Annotated in this window: 19 protein-coding genes; 11 read left to right on the top strand and 8 right to left on the bottom strand. The window is 71.7% G+C overall.

Annotation, left to right across the window (positions count from 1 at the left end; genetic code table 11):
- Nucleotides 1-247 precede the first annotated feature (247 nt).
- Nucleotides 248-1789, top strand: coding sequence for an SDR family NAD(P)-dependent oxidoreductase (locus tag OP04_RS24070; RefSeq protein WP_033342064.1), 1542 nt, complete (start codon nt 248-250; stop codon nt 1787-1789).
- The gene (locus tag OP04_RS24065) at nt 1783-2922 is read left to right on the top strand and encodes a leucine-rich repeat domain-containing protein (protein ID WP_157240253.1); all 1140 of its coding nucleotides are present in this window, start codon (nt 1783-1785) and stop codon (nt 2920-2922) included. The genes OP04_RS24070 and OP04_RS24065 overlap by 7 nt, the downstream gene beginning before the upstream one ends.
- Nucleotides 2923-2987: 65 nt before the next feature.
- Here OP04_RS24065 and OP04_RS24060 read toward each other — a convergent pair whose 3' ends face one another.
- Together OP04_RS24060 and OP04_RS24055 are read right to left on the bottom strand one after the other, a co-directional pair.
- Nucleotides 2988-3509, bottom strand: a complete 522-nt coding sequence (locus OP04_RS24060; RefSeq protein ID WP_232323719.1) for a flavoprotein — start codon at nt 3507-3509, stop codon at nt 2988-2990.
- A gap of 32 nt (nt 3510-3541) precedes the next feature.
- Nucleotides 3542-4744 carry a hypothetical protein gene (locus tag OP04_RS24055; protein WP_051798828.1) on the bottom strand — a complete coding sequence of 401 codons (1203 nt, stop codon included), beginning with the start codon at nt 4742-4744 and terminating at the stop codon, nt 3542-3544.
- Between the two features lie 513 nt (nt 4745-5257).
- Here OP04_RS24055 and OP04_RS24050 point away from each other — a divergent pair.
- Genes OP04_RS24050 through OP04_RS24040 form a run of 3 tightly spaced genes read left to right on the top strand, consistent with a single transcriptional unit; the run spans nt 5258 to nt 7061 of the window.
- The gene (locus OP04_RS24050) at nt 5258-5824 is read left to right on the top strand and encodes a GPP34 family phosphoprotein (protein ID WP_033342062.1); all 567 of its coding nucleotides are present in this window, start codon (nt 5258-5260) and stop codon (nt 5822-5824) included.
- Between the two features lie 44 nt (nt 5825-5868).
- A complete protein-coding gene (locus OP04_RS51155; protein ID WP_063746673.1) occupies nt 5869-6444 on the top strand; it encodes a winged helix-turn-helix domain-containing protein in 576 nt (191 codons plus the stop codon).
- Nucleotides 6441-7061, top strand: coding sequence for a hypothetical protein (locus tag OP04_RS24040; protein ID WP_033342061.1), 621 nt, complete (start codon nt 6441-6443; stop codon nt 7059-7061). The genes OP04_RS51155 and OP04_RS24040 overlap by 4 nt, the downstream gene beginning before the upstream one ends.
- A gap of 382 nt (nt 7062-7443) precedes the next feature.
- On the opposite strand, the gene OP04_RS24035 is transcribed toward OP04_RS24040, so the two are convergent.
- Nucleotides 7444-8424 (bottom strand): NmrA/HSCARG family protein, encoded by a 981-nt coding sequence (locus tag OP04_RS24035; protein ID WP_033342060.1) that lies wholly within the window; start codon nt 8422-8424, stop codon nt 7444-7446.
- A 9-nt stretch (nt 8425-8433) separates the two neighbouring features.
- Nucleotides 8434-9276, bottom strand: coding sequence for an NAD(P)H-binding protein (locus OP04_RS24030; protein WP_033342170.1), 843 nt, complete (start codon nt 9274-9276; stop codon nt 8434-8436).
- Between the two features lie 143 nt (nt 9277-9419).
- Here OP04_RS24030 and OP04_RS24025 point away from each other — a divergent pair, with 143 nt between their 5' ends.
- The 4 genes from OP04_RS24025 (at nt 9420) to OP04_RS24010 (ending at nt 14046) form a co-directional block, all read left to right on the top strand.
- Nucleotides 9420-9776, top strand: coding sequence for a winged helix-turn-helix transcriptional regulator (locus OP04_RS24025; protein WP_033342059.1), 357 nt, complete (start codon nt 9420-9422; stop codon nt 9774-9776).
- Nucleotides 9773-11632, top strand: a complete 1860-nt coding sequence (locus tag OP04_RS48590) for an ankyrin repeat domain-containing protein (protein ID WP_157240251.1) — start codon at nt 9773-9775, stop codon at nt 11630-11632. The genes OP04_RS24025 and OP04_RS48590 overlap by 4 nt, the downstream gene beginning before the upstream one ends.
- Nucleotides 11633-11707: 75 nt before the next feature.
- On the top strand, nt 11708-12883 hold the full coding sequence (locus OP04_RS24015; RefSeq protein WP_033342058.1) for an AAA family ATPase: 1176 nt from the start codon (nt 11708-11710) through the stop codon (nt 12881-12883).
- Nucleotides 12880-14046, top strand: coding sequence for a vWA domain-containing protein (locus tag OP04_RS24010; RefSeq protein ID WP_085066714.1), 1167 nt, complete (start codon nt 12880-12882; stop codon nt 14044-14046). The genes OP04_RS24015 and OP04_RS24010 overlap by 4 nt, the downstream gene beginning before the upstream one ends.
- Before the next feature lie 5 nt (nt 14047-14051).
- Here OP04_RS24010 and OP04_RS24005 read toward each other — a convergent pair whose 3' ends face one another.
- Nucleotides 14052-14630: a TetR/AcrR family transcriptional regulator gene (locus OP04_RS24005; protein WP_033342167.1), complete on the bottom strand. Its 579-nt coding sequence runs from the start codon at nt 14628-14630 to the stop codon at nt 14052-14054.
- Between the two features lie 85 nt (nt 14631-14715).
- On the opposite strand from OP04_RS24005, the gene OP04_RS24000 reads away from it, so the two are divergent.
- Entirely contained in the window at nt 14716-15597 is an 882-nt protein-coding gene (locus OP04_RS24000; RefSeq protein WP_033342057.1) for an SDR family oxidoreductase, read from the top strand.
- Between the two features lie 478 nt (nt 15598-16075).
- Nucleotides 16076-17179, top strand: coding sequence for a DUF808 domain-containing protein (locus tag OP04_RS23995; protein ID WP_232323717.1), 1104 nt, complete (start codon nt 16076-16078; stop codon nt 17177-17179).
- 102 nt (nt 17180-17281) lie between these two features.
- Here the strand turns inward: OP04_RS23995 and OP04_RS50035 are convergent, their stop codons facing one another.
- Genes OP04_RS50035 through OP04_RS23980 form a run of 3 tightly spaced genes read right to left on the bottom strand, consistent with a single transcriptional unit; the run spans nt 17282 to nt 18908 of the window.
- Nucleotides 17282-17764, bottom strand: a complete 483-nt coding sequence (locus OP04_RS50035) for an RDD family protein (RefSeq protein WP_051798819.1) — start codon at nt 17762-17764, stop codon at nt 17282-17284.
- 59 nt (nt 17765-17823) lie between these two features.
- Nucleotides 17824-18426, bottom strand: a complete 603-nt coding sequence (locus OP04_RS23985; RefSeq protein ID WP_157240248.1) for a hypothetical protein — start codon at nt 18424-18426, stop codon at nt 17824-17826.
- A gap of 5 nt (nt 18427-18431) precedes the next feature.
- The gene (locus OP04_RS23980) at nt 18432-18908 is read right to left on the bottom strand and encodes a sigma-70 family RNA polymerase sigma factor (protein WP_232323716.1); all 477 of its coding nucleotides are present in this window, start codon (nt 18906-18908) and stop codon (nt 18432-18434) included.
- Nucleotides 18909-18928 lie beyond the last annotated feature (20 nt).

Here is an 18928-nt window from a genome sequence, read left to right as displayed (position 1 = left end):
TCGGTGCGACGACCACGCCGACGACCGATGAATCCACATCGGACCTGCTCCCGATTCCCGACGGTCGCATCAGGAGCAGGTCAATCCGAACGCGGCCCGGATCATGGCGATCAGGCACGCACCCGCCTGATCGACGAGTTCCGGTCCGCGGCCGGTTGACCAGCGGTGACGGCACCTGACGACCGTCCCGGTAGCGGTTAAGATCTCGTGGTTGAAGGGGGGCCCGTAGGTCGGAAGGGCGGGAACTGTGGGACCTGAAGCGGACGAGCTGGCGGCGTGCCTGCGGGTGCTGGCCGCGCTGACCGAGGATCCGGCGGATCCGGCGCTGGCGGAGGTGCGGGCGGCCGTCGATCTGGCGTATCGCGCGGGGAAGAAGCAGCGGAAGGCCGCACGGCACACCGAGCGGCGCGCGCGGGACCTGGCACTGCTGGCCACGGCCACCCGATTCCACGACGAGAATCCCACGCCGGCGCCGGCGGAAACCCGGAAGAGCGAAGAGCGGCGGTTGTACGGCGGCCGCCGCTGCTACGTGTGTAAGCAGAGCTACCGGGACGTCGACACCGAATATCACCTGCTCTGCCCGGATTGCGCCGTCGAGAACCTGGAGCGGCGGCACGCGCGCGCGGACCTGACCGGCCGCCGGGTGATGATCACCGGTGGGCGCATCAAGATCGGGTTCCAGACCGCGTTGAAGGCACTGCGCGACGGCGCGGACGTGCTGGTCACGACGCGGTTCCCGGTGGACGCGGCGCGGCGGTTCGGGGCGGTGCCGGACGCGGCGAAGTGGCTGGACCAGCTGTGGATCCACGGCGCGGACTTCCTCGACCTGCCCGGCGTGCTCGCGCTGACGCGGGAGGTCGAGGCGCGATGGGGCACGCTCGACATCCTGATCAACAACGCGGCGCAGACGATCCGCCGCCCGCCGGAATATCACCGCGAGGTCCGCGCCGCCGAACACGAGGCCCTCACCGGCCCGGCCGCGACGATCACCCGCACCGGCGGCAGCCCGATCTCCGGCACCGGTGTCGGGCCGATAGCCAGCGGCGGCGGTCCGATCACCGGCACCGGCGGCAGGCCGATAGCCACCGGTGCTGGGCCGATCGCCGGCACCGACGGCCAGCCGATCACCCGCATCGGCGACCGGTCGATCATCCGCGTCGATGGGCCGGCGTCCCCCCGCGCAGACGCGCCGCCGATCTCCCACGCCGCGGACACGGCCGGAATCGGGAGCGCACCACTCGTACCCATGGAGGCGTTTTTTCCTGTGGGGTTGAGGGACGAGACCGGGGAACCGCTCGATCTGCGGGGCGTCAACAGCTGGGTGCTGGGCGTGGCGGACGTGAGCCCGGCCGAGTGGCTGGAGACGCACGTGATCAACGCGTTCGTGCCGTTCCTGCTGACCGGGCGGCTCAAACCCCTGATGATCAAAAGCCCGCATCCCGATCGGTACGTCGTGCAGGTCTCCGCCATGGAGGGTGTCTTCCAGCGGCCCTACAAGACGCCGCGCCACCCGCACACGAACATGGCCAAGGCCGGGCTGAACATGCTGACCCGCACGGTCGCGGCCGAATACGCGGCGGACGGCATCCACATGTGCAGCGTGGACACCGGCTGGATCACGGACGAGCGCCCGCACCCGGGCAAGACCGCACAGCGCGAGGCGGGCTTCCGGCCGCCGCTGGACGTGATCGACGGGGCGGCGCGCGTCTACGATCCGATCGTGCGGGGCGTGCGCGGGGAGCCGGTGCACGGCGTGTTCCTCAAGGACTATCGGGAGGCGCAGTGGTGAACGTCCGTTGCCCGGTGTTCACGCCCGGCATCCCGGTGGTGGACGGCCCGCTGGACGCGCTGCTGGCCCGGCTCGCGGATCCGGCGCCGATCGCGGGCACGCTGACGTTCCCGCGCGGCACCGTGCAGCCCGACGGCCGCCTGGACCTGTGCAAACAGTCGCTGAGTCCGCTCGAGGTGCGGCGCGTGCTGTCCGCCGCGGTCGCGTCCGCGCACCCGCGGCACCTGCTGCTGGGCACGAACGGGCTGGGCGCGGCCGGCGTCGAGGCGCTGGTCGGCGCGCTGCCGGCCGATCATCGGGTGGAGACGCTGTATCTCGGCTGCAACCTGATCGACGCGGCCGGCGTGGCGCCGCTGGCGGACCGGATCGCGGACGACGGGACGGTCCGGGCGCTGTGGCTGAAGCGGAACCCGATCGGCGACGAGGGGGTGCGGCGGGTCGCGGAGGCGTTGCGCGGCAACACGACCGTGCGCACGCTCGACCTGACCAACACCGGCATCACGGGTGCCGGACTGCGGGTGCTGGCCGGGGCGCTGAAGGAGCGAGGTGCGCCGCTGGAACGGCTGTATCTGGGCGGGAACGCGTTCGGGCCGGCCGAGGCCGAGATCATGGCGGACCTGATCCGGGATGCCGGGATCGTTGGCCTGTTCACGGCTGCGGGGCGGATCGGCGATGCGGGCGCGGATGCGCTGGCGGCGGCACTGGACGATGTGAGCAGTCAGAGCGTGGCCGATCGGAGCGTCGAACTCGGGCTCGGCGGTAACGGGATCGGCGTCGCCGGGGTCCGGGCGCTCGCCGCCCGCCTGCACCGGATCAATGTGCTGGACCTGGCCCGCCCGCCGTCCGCGCGGGTGCTGATGGCCGAGCCGAACGAGGTGGGCGACGCAGGCGCGGCCGCGCTCGCCGACGCGCTGCCGGCCAGCGGCCTGCGCCGTCTGGACCTGCGGCACACCGGCGTGACCGGCCGTGGCGCCCGACTGCTGGTCACGGCCGCGGCCGCCTCGGGCACATTGGAGGAGCTGGGCCTCGGTTCCGGCGTGCCACGCCGGATGAAGCGCGCGGTCGCGACCACGCTGTCCCCGGTCTCCGCGCCGGCGCCGGACGTCCGCGCGATCGCGAGCGTCTACCGCTGATCGTCCCGACACCATGTCCGGATCAGCCTCGGCAGCCACCGGGAACCTGCTCCAGACATCCGCCGTCATGCCGAGCAGTCCGAGGACACGGCAGCCAGGGCGAGGTCCCAGGGAACCGTGGCGGTGACGCTATTACCAGTTCCGGGTGCGTGCGGCATCCACTGGCCAGGGCCGAACACGACGTGGACGCCTTCGGCCCGCAGCGATGCGACCGCCTGCGAAAAGGGACGTCGGGCTGCGAGGGCTGTGTTCACGAACGGCAACACGGCTACGGACCTGCCGAGCCCGATCGCCTCCGCCACGACGTTGAGCGCGTAGGTGTCGTTGATTCCGAGTGCGAGTTTGTTGATCGTGTTGTAGGTGGCCGGGGCGACGATGAGCGCGTCCGCATGGCTTGAACGGGGCCCGCCGTCCCCAGGGGCGCGATAGTCACTTCGTACGGGAAACCCGCACTGGGTGGCGATGGCATCCACGTCGAGAAAGGCTCTGCCGGCCGGTGTTGCCACGACGTGGACCGTCCACCCATCGGTTTGCGCCATCCCGATCAGCTCGCCGACCCGCCCGGCAGGACCCGCTCCAGCCGCCACTACGCACAGAGTCCGACCCGTAGACTGCGCGCTCACACCGAAGCTCCGAGCGACTCGATATAGGTGCGGACATGGCGTTGCATCGATAGAGGACTGCGTCGGGCAATGTCGTGGAGCATGAGGTGGACTGATCGACGGGTGCGGACTTCCTCCGGCGCCTGTTCCTCGGCGGACTGAATGGCGCTGAACGCGCGTTCGTACTTCCCCCACTGAATGAAGGCCCTGCCGGTATCCAGCAGTAGCATGGCGCGGCGTTCCGGGACCTGAATCGCAGTCGGGTCGATCGATTGTGCGAGACGGATCGCCGCGCCCGCATCGCCGAGTTCGACCGCCACGCCGACGCGATGGATGAGAACGTTCGTCGGGTTGAAGGTTGTCCAGCGGGCATTCCCGTCAGGGCCGGTGTGCCGGGCCGCTAGCGACGCCTCATCGAGAAGCGTTCCCGCCGCGTTCGTGTTTTCGGAACGGGCGGCCGCGACGGCCCCGCGCAGGAGGAGCGCGCCGTAGACGGAGAATTCCTGAGCGCTTCTCATCTTGATCGTGGTTGCGAGTTTGTGTGCCGCGGTCTCGGCGGCGCGAGAAGCGTGAGCGGCGTGTCCACCGGCAAGGAGCCCGTGTGCAACCGCGCGCATGCTGCTCGCAACGGCCAGTGGATCTCCGCAGGCACGGGCCGCGGTGATGCTGCGCTCGGCGGCGATCGCCGCCAGGACAGGATCGCCGAACTTCAGCAGCAGGCCGCTCGCCACCTGGTATGCCTCGGAAGTCAGAGCCGTCGCACGTGCGTCATCGTGCGCACCTGACGCGAGCGCGCTCAGTGCAGGTGGAAGCATTGTCAGTGCCTGCCGATAACGGCTGGATTGATAGGCGCGACGGATCTTCACCACCAGACCAGATGCCTTGTCCAGATCGAGCTGACCATTCGCAGGCGTGGTGATCGGCGTGGTGATGACGGTGACGAGGCTGGCGAGTACGGTACGTCGCCGCATGGGATCCTTCTCCTCCGCGTCTGCCTGCGCGTCCGGGAAGGTGATGTCCGAGACCGGGTCCTGCTGGGCGGGCATCACACCCACCTCGGCGTGGAATCTGATCCGGACGTCCTCCGGCGCGCGTTCGAGATCGATGTCCAGGAGCTGCTGAGTCTCGGTGTTCAGCCGAGCGAGTGTGCCGCGCCGATCCCAGTTCAGGACGGTGGAGGTGGAGAGCCCGAGATGAGCCGCGTACGCGCGAATGCTCATCCGGCGGGTCTGTCGTAACGCGGCTGCCTCCCGGCCGGTCCATCTGCCTACTACCGGCATTGGCCGCCGCCAGCACTCTCGCTTGGACGTCGCGGAAGTTGAGCTAGATCAGTCGATGCCATCAAGAGCTCCGAAATGGTCGGCCCGGCGCGGTTGCAGCAGTCGCCAGCCTAGTAGTCGCAGCAGTCCATCGCCACGAGAGCAACACAAGACCGCTACGTCTTCGCGTTCCCCGGCTGCGCCTGGCAAAGCACGATCTTCACTAGCGCTTGTCGATGTTTTGCTACCGAAGAAGTGGAGTTGAGATACCACCTACGGCACGAATCCTGGATGAGTTGGCGCAGGTGCGACCTCATCGCGGCTGATCGTATGCGTCCGAGGTCGATGTCTGACTCCCTTGAGACCTGAACCAAGAATTGCGAACTGAAGGGAATGCGAATGTCCGGCAATTCCGCGACCGTGACAGGGTTACGGAAGCTTTTAACCGTCGCTGATCTCTTGGCTTACGGGACTGTGACCCACGCGACGGTACGAGACCGGCTGTTCTTCCTCGCCCACGACGAAGACCGGAACCTGGCGCCGCACGTGCATCCCGCGCTGCTCGACTACGCCCTCGCCGGCGCCACCATCATCGATCTGCTCCTGCACGACTGGATCCGGGACCTGCTCTACGAGATCAGCCCCACCATGTACGACCGCACCCAAGCCGCCCTCATCGCCACCGGCACCATCCGCGAACACCGACGCCGATTCCGCCGCACCGGACACCGGCTCAACGACCCGCATGCCGTCGGCGCGCCACGGGCCGCCCTTCGCAGCCTGGTCCTCGCGACCTCGGCCCGGCGGAACTTCACCCGCCGGCCCGGCACGGACGCGTTGGCGGCGCTCGTCAACGCCGTCCACCTGTATCCGCCGCTCTACCTCGACTTCAGCGACGCGGAGATCCGCGGTCTGCTGAACCTCAACACCCGCGGGATCGCCACCCGCGCCCGGCCCGGCGCCGCCGCCCACGCGATCCCGTACATCGCCGGCTGTGTCGAGGACGCCGTCGCCGCACACACGGTCGCCGTCTACCCCTGAACCCGGCACCACCCTTCCACTCTCCGAGAAGAGGAACTCATCTGATGTCTGACACCGACATTCGGCCTGTGGGCAGAGGCCAGCCGAAGTATGAGCAGCTGTTGAACCGGATCCGGGACCAGATCCTTCGCGGTGAACTGCTGCCCGGCGCGAAACTCCCCTCATCGAGAACGCTCGAGAGCAGCTACGAGGCATCGCCCGGGACCATCACCCGGGCGATGCTCATTCTGGAGCAACTCCGCTACATCGAAGGCCGCCCCGGAGACGGACGCTACGTACGCCCGCCCACCGACTGGCGCGACCACGCCCGCCACCGCCTGCCGAACCCCGACAGCCACGACGAGACCGACACATCCAGCCTCCCGCCAGACCCTGAAGTCGCTCACCCGGTCCCGCTGGTCTCCGACATCCTGGCCGTCTGCCGACGCACCGGCCTGACGGTGGAAAAGGCCCCCCACGGGCTGTTGTGGGGCTGGGTGAAATGCGCCACCGGAGCCCGCGCGATCACCGTGCTCGCCAACCCGCCGGACGCACCGAGGCACGCCTCCCAACTGCTGGCGTTCCAACAGTGGCATGCCTCCCACCGCGCACCGCGACAACGGGGCCAGGTGACAGCATGACGGCGATCTTCCAGTTCCGCGTGCTGGTCGCACCCGCACCCGACGACACCCAGACGATGGGCATCCTTGCCCTCGACGACACGTCCGCCGTCGAGATCGCCCCGGAAGAGAACACCGGCCTGGTGCACTTCGACCGGTCGGCACCGAGCCTGGCCAGCGCGATCGCCACCGCCACACTGGACCTGGAACGACTCGGGCTACGGCCGTGCCGGCCGGGGCAGCGAGAACTGGTCACGATCCCGGAAGCGGCCAGCCGATTCGCACTCGCGGTAGAGGACTTCAGGGCCAGGCTGACCGGCACGCTGTCCGAACGGCACGCACCGCGCCCGATCCGGAAATACACCGTCGGGGACGAACCGGTGTTCGAGTGGCCGGAACTCGCCGAGTGGACGCGAAATCGCATCGGCTACGTGATACCGGACGACGGACCCACTCTCGACGCCGCCGGCCTCGCCATGCGCCTACGCCTCCACATCCATGCGGGAGACGTACCCGACATCGACACGCTGACCGCGCTCGTCACACCGCCCCGCGAACACCGCCGCGAAAACCCCCGGAGCACGGACGATTACAGCGGCAGCAACGACAGCAAGGCCGATGCCAACGAACAGGAGTAGATCAAGCCCAGGCCCGTCAGGCGGTAGCACGCGCCTACCCGCTCCGAGCTGTAGGTGTCCAGGCGTAAGCGCGTTCCAACCAGCTGAACGTGCTACGCGCGCCCGCGCAAAGCCCGGTCCGGAACTCGGAGTCTTGCCCGGCAGCGTCCGGGCGCTGATCGAGGCCGGCGCCGGCAGGCCTCGACAACGCCTACGGCGGGTACTGAGCTTTCGGCGCGAGGATACGGTCGGCCGCCGGACCATTATTTCGCGAATCTTCGGGCACGGAGTGCCCGGTGATCGCGGCGGGTCCGGACCTCGACGCCGAAAGCTCAGTAACGCCACGCCGAAGCTCGGCATCGCTACGCCGAGGCAGGAAGCGCATTGCCAGAATCAGGCCGGCTCAGAGCGCCGCGGCCAGCTGTTCCCGGTGCGCGATCAGCCAGTCCTCCAGCGTCCGCAGCCGGGGGTTGAGCGCGCGCACCACCTCCAGGTCACGGTTCCCGACGTAGGTCGCGGACGCCTCGGTGAAGAACTGGAACATGTTGCCGAGCTCGTCCGCGTCCGGGAAGCCCGCGTTCCGCAGCTGGTCGTGGCTCATCGGCCGGTAGTCGACCGGCTCGCCGAGCACCCGCGCGAACATCGCGGCCAGCTGCTCCCCGGTCGCGTGCGTGCCGGCCAGGCCCACGGTCCGTCCGATGTAGCGTGGCCCGGCCTGGAAGACGCCGTACGCGGTGCGCCCGATGTCCTCGGCCGCGACCAGCGCCATCACGCTGTCACCCATCGGCAGCGTGAGCGTGGCCCGGCCGTCCGCGTCGTGGTGCGGGCTGAGGCCGGCGTGGATGAACATCTCGTAGAAGAACGAGGTCTCCAGGAACGTCGTGGGTACGCCGAGCGCGGTGAAGACCGCGTTCGCCTCCGCCTTCGCGTCCAGGTGCGGCACCTTGTAGCCCTCGCCGATCGTCGGCGGCTCGCTGCCGAGGAACGCGAAGTGCGGCCGCGTGTCCTCCAGCGTCGACCACACCACGTGGCTGACCCCGGCCGCGTGTGCCGCGCGGGCCGCGTTGCCGGCCTGGTCGCGTTCCCGCCGGGCGCGACTGCGCGCCGCCAGCTGCGCCGGTGTGAGCTGCGCGCGGTAGTCGGTGACGACGAACGCGCCGTACGCCCCCTCGAACGCGGCCCGCAGGCTCGCCTCGTCGTCCAGATCCACCGCGACCACCTCGGCACCGCGCGCGGCCAGCTCCTTCGCCCGCGCGGAGCCCGGATCGCGGGTGAGCGCCCGCACCGCGAACGGCCCGTCCCAGTCGTCGAGGACGGCCCGTGCCAGCCCGCCGCCCTGTGCGCCGGTCGCGCCCACCACCGCGATGATCTTCTTGTCGGTCATGGTTCCCCCTCAGTTGAACGCGTCGATGTTGCGGGCGGCCCACTCGGCGAACGGGCGTGGCGGCCGGCCCAGCACCGTCGCCACATCGGGGCTCACGGCCTGTTCCGCCGCGTTCGGCGCGCCGTTGAACGCCAGCACGTTGTCGACCAGCGCGGCCGGCATCGAGGCGGGCATCCGTTCCCGGGCCTGCTCCGCGGTCAGCGCGACGACGGTGATCGGCGCGCCCACCAGCGTGCCGATGGTGTCCGCCCGCTGCCGCGGCGTGCTCGGCTCCGGCCCGGTCAGCACATACACGCGCCCGCCGTGACCGGGCTCGCGCAGCACCGTGGCCGCGACGTCGGCGAGGTCCCGGACGTCCAGCACCGGGTGGGCGACGTCGGCGAACGCCGCCTCGACCGTCCGGTCCGCGCGGATCGAGGGCGCCCAGTGCAGCGCGTGCGTGGCGAACAGGCCGGGTCGCAGGTGGGTCCACTCCAGACCCGAACCCTCGATCGCCTCCTCGGTACGGTGCAGCAGCTCGCGTCCGGTCGCGTCCGGGCGCGAGCCGACCGACACCGACGACAGCAGCACGATCCGGCGTACCCCCGCGTGTGTGACGATTCTGATCAGGTCTTCCGGTACGAGACGCGTGTCCGCCTCCGGGACCAGCAGGAAGAACGCGTCGGCACCGGCCAGCGCGGGGGACAACGACGACGGGTCGTCGAGGTCGGCGCGGTGGTGCGTGACGCCGTCCGGGATGCCGCCGTCCGGGGGCGTGTGCCGGGACACCGCGGTCACCGGTGCGCCGGCGTCGGCCAGCGTGCGGACCAGGAGGCGGCCGACGTTGCCGGTCGCTCCGCTCACCACAATCATGATCAACTCCGAAATAGGAAGATTGCGTATAGTTCCTTCGAGGAACTCGGTTCCTGAGGTGAACCGCGCTGTTCTATCCTGGGAGCGGCCCGGAAGCGGGTCAATAAGGCACATTCGCGTCACCAGGTCCCATGGAGGTAACCGTGAGCGCCACCGAACCCGTGTGCGACGTGCGCGAAGTGCTCGATCTGGTGGCCGACAAGTGGTCGCTCTACATCGTGTCCAACCTGCGCGACGGGCCCCGCCGGTTCACCGAGCTCAAACGCGCGGTCGACGGCGTCAGTCAGCGCATGCTGAGCGTGACGCTGCGCCGGCTGGAGCGCGACGGCATCCTGCTGCGTACCGTGTACGCCGTGATGCCGCCCCATGTGACGTATGAGCTGACCCCGCTCGGCGTGAGCCTGCTGACCGCTGCCGCGCCGCTGATCGCGTGGAGCAACGGCAACCTGGAACAGATCGCGGCCGCGCGGGTGGCCTACGACCGGGTGCAGGCGATATGAGGAGGATTCCGGCGTCGCTGCGGGCCCTGGTCCCGGCCTGGCGGGATGCGCGCCGGTACGCCGTACCCCCGCGCATGGTGCTGGAAGCGACGACCCGCCGTGAAGCCGGCGACGCGATCGGGGCCTGCGACGCGGCCCAGATGGATCTGCTGGTCGACGCCGACGCGGTGCGCCGCGCGCGTGGCGCCGAGGTCGCGGCCCAGCTGGCGGACGATCTGCGGCACCTCGCGCCGGACCTGCTGCGCTGGCACCTGCCGTGGGAGTCCGGCGGCAGCCACACCGCGCTCGGACCGCGCATGACCATCACGCTGGCCCGATACGGCGACGACGCGCTCTACCTGACCACGCCCGCGATCACCGACGCCCGCCGGCGCCCCCGGCTGCGCTTCGGCCCGGCCGCGCGGTTCTCCCGCACGCACAGCTGGGACGCGCACCGGCACCTGTGGGACGCGCGCGCCGCCGGCGAGCTGTTCGCGCGGGCCGGCGGCGTGGACCGGCTGCCGTTCCACGCGCCGGACGGCCGCCTGCTCGCCCCGGACGAGCTGCCCGGGGACCGGCCGGACGACCCGGTCGCGCTGATCGAGTGGACGACCGTGCTGCTGGACGCGGGCCGCGCGGCCGAGGCCTGGGCCGCGTGCGGCATCACGCTGGAGATCGGACCGGGCTCCACCGTGCCCGGCGGCGCCGCGGACCCGGTCCTGCCGCTGCTGCGCGCCGCCCTCGATCGGTTGCACCTGCCGGTGGTGCCCGACGGCGCCCGTGCGGCAGCGCCGGCCGACGTGAGCGAGGCGGGAGGCGACCCGCAGCGGGCCGTGACGCTGGTGCCGACCGAGGGCACCAGCTGGTACTACCGCGATCCGATGCTGGTCGCGCGCGTCGACGACGGCTACACGGCCCGCGTCCTCGGCCGCGGGGACACGCCGGCGCAAGCGCCCGAACTGCCCGCCCCCGCCTGGCGCCGCGCCCCCGACCTGGAGCTGCTGCGTCTCGGTCGTCTCAAGCCGGATCAACTCCATCCGCTGGTACGCCGTGCGCTCTTCCCCGCCCTGGACACCGGCTACCGGCCCGCGCCCACCGGCCTGACCGACGAGATCCGGGTCCGCTGCCACGCGGGATGGCACCGGGCCGGGTGGCGCGACGGCCGCGTCCGCCTCCGTGACCACGCGCCCGAGGAGGCCCGCCGCGAGCAGGCCATGCGCGCGCTCGGCGCGCCCACCCCGCGCTGCTTCACCGTCGAGGAGGCCTGGCGCCACGGCCCGTCCGCACGACTGCCGCGCCGTCTCCGCATCCTGCGCACCCAGATGATCTCGGCCGCGCTGCACGGCGACGCGGACACGCTGACCGCGATGCTGGACGCCGGCGTCGACGCCGCTTGCCGGCTCGGCGACGGCCGGACGCTGCTGCACCTGCTCGCCCACCTCGACCGGCCCGCGCTGCTGCCCCGGCTGCTCGCCGCAGGCCTGCACCTGGAGACGCGGGACGACCAGGGGCGCACGCCGCTGTTCGCCGCGATCCGGTACGGCGCGTCCACGGCCGTGGTCCGCGTGCTGCTGGACGCCGGCGCGCGCACGGACGTCACCGACCGGACCGGCGCGACACTGCTGCACGCGCTCACCTCCCCGCACGCGGCGACGATCCTGCCGTGGCTGCGTGACGCCGGGCTGTCCCTGGAGACGCGCGACGCGCAGGGCCGGACGCCGCTGTTCTCCCTGGCCGGGTACCCGACCGCGGCACCGGAGGCGGTCCGCGCGCTGCTCGAGGCCGGTGCCGACGTGCGGGCGGGGGACCTGGTCGGGCGGATCCGGTCGTCGCGTCGTGCCGACGAGCTGGATTTCGTGATCGAGGCGGTGTCGTAACCCGCTTGCCCCGGTGCGGGAAGATCGACCCGGGCGCCGGTTGACGTCCCTGTTCGACATTCCCGTGGAGGCACGATCGTGGCGAATCCGCTCGCCCGCGCGGACGCGCTGGTCGCGGCCGTCAGCACGACCCGCACCGAGCCCGGCGTCAGCGCGCAGGCCGAGGCGCTCGGCCTGGCCGTCTCCGCGAACCTGCCGGTGCTGCTCTGGGGCGAGCCCGGCATCGGCAAGTCGGCCACGCTCGGCCAGCTCGCGGCCGGGCTGGGGCTGCCGCTGGAGACCGTGATCGCCAGCATCCACGAGCCGAGCGACTTCGCCGGGCTGCCGATCGTCGGCGACGACCCGGCCACCCAGGGCGTGCCGATGGCGCCGCCGGACTGGGCAGTGCGTACCACCGCGGCCGGCTCCGGCCTGCTCTTCTTCGACGAGCTCTCCTCCGCGCCGCCGGCCGTGCAGGCCGCGCTGCTGCGCGTGGTGCTGGAGCGCCGGGTCGGCAGCCTGCACCTGCCCGCGTCGGTACGCATCGTCGCCGCCGCGAACCCGCCGGGAAGTGCCGCGGACGGCTGGCACCTGAGCCCGCCGCTGGCCAACCGGTTCGTCCACCTGCACTGGACGCACGATCCGCGCACGGTCGCCCGCGGCCTCGCCGGCACCTGGCCGGCCGTGACCGTGCCGACCGTGCGCGAGGAGCGGATCCCGGCCGCGCTGGCCCGCGCGCGCGGCATCGTGGCCGGCTTCCTCACCGCGCGTCCCGGACTGGCCCACCACCTGCCGCGGGACGCGGCGTCGCGCGGCGGGGCCTGGCCGTCGCCGCGCACCTGGGAGATGGCGCTGCGGCTGCTGGCGTTCGGGTACGCCTGCGACGCCGGCCGGGACGCGATCGGCCTGGCACTGACCGGCGCGATCGGCGACGGCCCCGGCCTGGAGCTGCTCACGTTCGCCGAGGAGCTGGACCTGCCGGACCCGGACCACGTGCTCGCCCGCCCCGAGACGTTCGCGCTGCCGGACCGCGGTGACCGGCAGCTCGCGTTCCTGACCGCCGTGGTCGCGGCCGTGCAGGCCACGCCGACGCGCGAGCGGTGGGAGGCCGGCTGGGTGGTGCTGGCCAAGGCGGTCGACGCCGGCGTCCCGGACGTGGCCGCGCGGGCCGCCACGGACCTGGCCGTGATGCGCGAGCTCGACTGGACCGTACCCCCGCAGCTCGATGCCTTTGTGGAGGTGCTGGCGCTCTCCGGGGTGCTGGGGCGGTGACCACACTGGACCGGATCAGGCTGCTGGCGGCGCGGTTCCGGGCCGCCGGCGACCGGCCGTACCTGGCGACCGCGCTCTACGCGCTCCGCGTGGTGCCGACCGCGCAGGTCCCGACCATGGGCGTGGACCGGTTCTGGCGCTGCTACGTCAACCCCGCGTTCGTCGACGCGACGCCGGTGCCGGAGCTGGCCGGCGTGTGGATCCACGAGGTCGCCCACCTGCTGCGCGACCACCACGGCCGCGCCGACCGGCTGCCCGTGACGATGCGGGCGGACCGGACCCGGATCAACCTCGCGCAGGACTGCGAGATCAATGACGACCTGACCGGCGACGGCATCCTGCTGCCCGGCGACCACGTCCGGCCGGGCACGTTCGGCCTGGACGACGGCAAACTGTTCGAGGAGTACCTGGCCGGCGTGCCGGAGTCGGCGACCTGCGCGCGGTGCGGGTCCGGCGCGTACGGCGGCACCGAGCCGTGGGACCTGCCGCCCGGCGGCCCGGACGTGGGGGAGACCGAGGCGCAGGCGATCCGCCGGCAGACCGCGGAGGCGATGCGGGCGCACGCGCGCGGCCGCGGCATGCTGCCCGGCGGCTGGCAGCGCTGGGCCGCGGAGATCCTGGAACCGACCGTGGACTGGCGTCAGGTACTCACCGGCGCGGTCCGGTCCGCGATCGCGTGGGCGTCCGGCGCGGTCGACTACACCTACCACCGGCCGTCGCGCCGGTCCGCCGCGCAGCGCGGCGTGGTGCTGCCCCGGCTGCGCCGCCCGATGCCCGGCGTCGCGATCGTGGTCGACACGTCCGGCTCGATGTCCGCCGACGACCTGGCCGCGGCGATGGCGGAGATCGCGGGCGTACTGCGGCAGGTGGGCGTGGGCGGCAACCGGATCGCGGTGCTGGCCTGCGACGCGGCGGTGGCCAGCACGCGCCGGATCGCGCGGATCGAGGAGCTGGATCTGTCCGGCGGCGGGGGCACGGACATGCGGGTCGGCATCCGGGCCGCGGCCGCGCTGCCGCTGTCCCCGGACGTGATCATCGTGCTGACGGACGGCGAGACGCCGTGGCCGTCGGAGCCGCCGGCGGCGCGGGTGATCGCGGCCCTGATCGGCGATCGCGCGGCCCCGCCCCCGGACTGGATCACGGTCGTGACCGTCGGCGGGTGACGCGGTCAGCCCAGTGACGCGCTCGCGGCCCGCAGTTCGGCCAGCGCCTTCAGCGTGTACGGCGTGAGCCCGTCATCGTCGTCCCGCTCGCCCTCGGTCCACACGGCGAACCCGCGCTTGAACGCCAGCGAGCCCAGCTCGCTGGCGAGCGCCGCGGTCGCGTCCGGCACGCCGCGGGCCACCAGCGCGGCGGTCATGGCCGCGGTCAATCCGACGGTCTTGAGCGCGTCCCGCGCCTGGAGCTCCGCGTTCGCGGCCACGGCCACCTTCAGCCGTGGCGCGAGCTCCCGGTTGATCGGGCCCATCGCGTCCGACGCGCGCACCAGCCCGGCCGTGACCGCCTCGATCGGACTCGCGCTCGCGGGCGCCTCCGCGATGCCGTCGGTCAGCAGTCGGCTCAGCACCTCCTGGCCGGCGACCAGCAGCTCGCGCTTGTCCGGGAAGTGCCGGAAGAACGTGCTCTTGGTGACGCCGGCGCGCTCGGCGATCTGGGCGACGGTCGTGTCGTCGTAGCCCTGCTCGATGAAGAGGTCCACGGCCGCGAGCACGAGCCGTTCCTTTGCGCCTGCTTCCCATCGGGCCATGCCGACCATCATAGTGACGGCACCTTTGTCCCATCACTCTGGTAGTGTCACGGGACAAGAGTCCCATCACTTCCGGGAGTAGTCCATGCACGTCTTCGTCACCGGCGGCACCGGCCTGATCGGTTCCGCCGTCGTCGCCGAGCTGCTCGGCAACGGCCACACCGTCCTCGCACTCGCCCGCTCCGACGCCTCCGCGCGGACCGCGTCCGCCGCCGGTGCCGAGCCGATCCGCGGCGCCATCGCCGACCTGGACGTCCTCCGCGCCGGCGCCGACCGCGCCGACGGGGTGATCCACCTGGCGTTCGGCAACGACTTCAGCAGCCCCGAGGCGGTCGCCCGGTGCGTCGCCGAGGAGACCGCCGCGCAGGTGGCCATCGGCGAGACGCTGGCCGGCAGCGACCGCCCGTTCGTCACCGTCTCCGGCACGCCGTTCGCCGCGGGCCGCCCCGCCACCGAGGCCGACCCCACCTTCACCGAGGGCGTGGTCGGCGGCCGGGGCCTCGCGGTCACCGCCACGCTCGCGCTGGCCACCCGTGGCGTCCGCAGCTCCGCCGTCCGTCTGCCGCGCACCGTCCACCTGGACGGCGACGGCGGCTTCGCCGGCATGCTGACCCGGATCGCCCGCCAGACCGGCATCTCCGGCTACCCCGGCGACGGCACCCAGCGCTGGCCCGCCGTCCACGCCCGCGACGCCGCCACCCTGTTCCGCCTGGCCCTCGAGCACGCCCCCGCCGGCACCGCCTGGCACGCCGTCGCGGACGAGGGCGACCGGGTCATCGACATCGCCACCGTCATCGGCCGCCGCCTGGGCCTGCCCGTCCAGCCCGTCCCGGCCGAGACCTACGGCCCCCTCGCCGCGATCTTCGCCACCGACCAGCCCGCCTCCAGCACCCACACCCGCGACGCGCTCGGCTGGAAGCCCGCCCACCCCTCCCTCCTGGAGGATCTCGAGAACCTCCACCCCTGACCATCGGGGGTACGCCGGAAAGCTCCGAATCCCAGCCCGGCCCGATATGGACGGCGGGGAGTCGCCGGGGAGGCCGTTCCGCGTCGAACTATTCGGTCTTCTTCGGGTGACCGCCGACATCGCCCAGGTCGCGTTCGGTCAGGGCGCGAAGGAGATCGGGGTCGGCGTGGATCTCGGCGGTGTGGCGCCACGCGGTCGGCAGCTGGCGCGCTCGGCCGTCTCGGTGGGCCGGCGAGGCAACTCCGAGAAAGGGACCGACTCGCCGGCGGTTGCAGTCACAGTTCAGCACTACTTCAGTAGTCATCAAGGCAGCGGATCCGGTAGCGCTTCGTGGTCGCGTACCCACGGGATCGTGAAGAGGGCGTCAGGCGCGCCGGGGTGGGGGTGGGCAGGGATAATCGGCGGGGAGTGTGTGAGGAACCGAGCGGAAGGACTTGTCTTGAGCGGTGGACTAGCAGCCCTGCTGGACGATATTGCGGTGCTGGCACGGGCGGCGGCCGCGTCCATCGATGACGTCGGTGTGGCGGCGGCGAAGGCCGGGTCGAAGGCGGCCGGGGTCGTCATCGACGATGCCGCGGTGACGCCGCAGTACGTGCGTGGCCTGGCCGCGGAGCGTGAGCTTCCGATCGTGAAGCGGATCGCCATCGGCTCGCTGCGCAACAAGTTCCTGATCATTCTGCCGGTGATCCTGCTGCTCAGCCAGTTCGTACCCTGGCTGCTCACCCCGATCCTGATGATCGGTGGAGCCTACCTCTGTTACGAGGGCGCGGAGAAGGTCTGGGCCAAGGTGTCCGGGCACGACGCGCACGGCGGCGAGGAGAAGCTCAAGGACGAGAAGACGCTGATCTCCGGCGCGGTGCGGACCGACCTGATCCTGTCCGCCGAGATCATGGTCATCTCGCTGAACGAGGTCGCGGACCAGTCGTTCTGGTCGCGCCTGGCCATCCTGTGCATCGTCGCGGTCGTGATGACCGTCGCGGTCTACGGCGCGGTCGGCATCATCGTGAAGATGGACGACGTCGGCCTGCGCCTGTCCGAGCAGTCGGCGTCCGGCGTGGCCGCGTTCGGCCGTGGCCTGGTCAAGGCGATGCCGATCGTGCTGACCGCGCTCACCGTGATCGGCACGGCCGCGATGCTCTGGGTCGGCGGCCACATCCTGCTGGTCGGCACGGACGAGCTGGGCTGGCACGGGCTCTACAGCGTCGTCCACCACATGGAGGAGGCCGCGCACGACGCGACCGGCCCGCTCGGCGGCTTCGTCGGGTGGCTGGTCAACACGATCGCCAGCGCCATCATCGGCCTGGTCGTCGGCGCGATCCTGGTCGTCATCATCACGTTCGCGTTCCACCGCAACAAGGACACGGACGCCCACGGTACGGAGCACGCGCCGACGCCGGCCGAGAGCACGGTTCCGGCGGCGGATGCCACCGACGCCGCAGCAAAGCCGAGCCCTGCGGCAGAGCCGGTCGAGACGGCGAAGCCGAGCCCGGCGGCGGAGCCGGTCAACGCGGCGGAGCCGGCAAGCCCCGCGGAACCATCGAGTGAGGCGAAGCCGAAGCCCGCCACCGGAACGACCGAGTAACCCCGCAACACCGAAGAAGCCGCCCCGTCGTGACAACGACGGGGCGGCTTTCTCGTCTCCGGGCGTGCAGACCCAGATCAACTACCCTTCGAGGGTACGACGTCAGCCGCGCACCACAAGCGTCTTGGCGACCATGTCCCCGAGACGCCGATGCCGGGCGTTGGACAGCACGACGATGAACGCGACCAGGTAGGAGAACGCGCCGTCGACGAAGCGCAGTACCGTGCGCATGGCGGCCTGCCCCCAGCTCGGCGCAGTCCCGGTGGCCTCGTCGACCACGCGGATGCCGGTGGCCATCTTGCCGAGGGTGCGACCGGTGAGCTTCTCCATGACCACCCAGTAGCCGAACGTGAAGACGGCGTACAGCGCGGTGCCGACCGGCGACATCGTCCACATCGACGTGGTCCCGGTGGTGGTCGCGGCCGTATCGGCCTCGACGCCGAACAGCATCATGAAGACGATGCCCACCGCGAGGAACAGCACCCCGTCGAGCAGCGTGGCGACGACCCGCCGCCCGGTCACGGCGACGTTCGCGGAGGTCCCGGTGTGCGCGGCCGAGTCGGCCGGATAAGCGATGTTGCTCATGGAGTCCCCTAACTGATGAACAACGCTGACGAGGCCCTCCTACCCAGACAGCAATCGATTTAAGACACCGATCGGCAGGGAACCGGATCGCCGTCGACCAGGCTCATGTGGACGGACTCGTAGGACTTGCCCGCGGCGTCACGCACGGAGAAGATCACGAAGTGCATGCTGGTGCCCGGGGGCATGGCGTCGGGCCGGATCGCCCATGCCCGCTTGTCGGTGCCGGTCGGCCGGACCATGACCGAGAGCAGGAGCGGCGACCGCACCTCGCCGTCGTCCGCGCAGTGCGGTGCGAGCCGGCCCGGCTCGGTCACTGCCTCCACCTCCTTGAACTCGATCAGCGCCGGAACGCCGGCCCTCTTCAGTTCCGCGGTCAGCCCGTCCGGGTCGGCCAGGTCGCGGATGACGATCTGCAGGGTCCCGTCCGGCTCGGTCCGCACCGACCAGGCGGCCAGCCGCACCGAGTCCGGCTCGGCCCGGCCCGGCGGCAGGCTCAGCGCCACGCCGGAGGCCAGCGCCAGCGCGAACACCGCCGACAGCACCGACCCGGAACGGCGGCGGCGCCGAACCCTGAGCCCCCTGGCCGTGACGTCGTCGAGCGTGTCCGTCAGCCGGACCCGCTGGAACTCCTCGCGTACCAGGGCATGCAGGTCTTGGGTCATGGTCTTCACTCCTGTCCGGTGGTGGGGGCGAGGCAGGCGCGCAGCGCGGCGGTGGCGCGGGCCAGGTGGGCGGTGACCGTGCCGGGGGCGATGCCCAGCGTCCGGGCGGTGGTCTCGGTGTCCAGGTCGAGGAAGATCCGCAGCGCGATCACCTGGCGTTGCCGGGGTGGCAGCGTTCTCAGCGCCGCCATCAGCCGCGGATCGGGCAGGTCGTCGTCCGGTGGGGGCTGGATCGGGTCGGTCCACTCGACGGCCGGGACCTCGCGGCGCCAGCGGCGCCACCAGGAGACGTGCACGTTGAGCGCGGTCCGGACGATCCAGGCGCGCGGGGCGGGGTGGGCCGAGAGCTTCGGCCAGGAGGCCCAGGCGCGGGCGAACGCCTCGGCGACGGTCTCCTCGGCCAGCTGTCTGCTGCCGACCGTCGCCATCACCGCGCGTAGGCAGGCGTCCTTGGACGTGGCGTAAAAGTCCTCGAAGTCCACGGTGCTCTTACGTTCGGTCG

Origin of the sequence: Catenuloplanes japonicus, assembly GCF_000717135.1 — a bacterium.
In the GTDB taxonomy this organism is placed as follows: domain Bacteria; phylum Actinomycetota; class Actinomycetes; order Mycobacteriales; family Micromonosporaceae; genus Catenuloplanes; species Catenuloplanes japonicus.
This window is presented reverse-complemented; position numbering and strand designations above follow the sequence as displayed.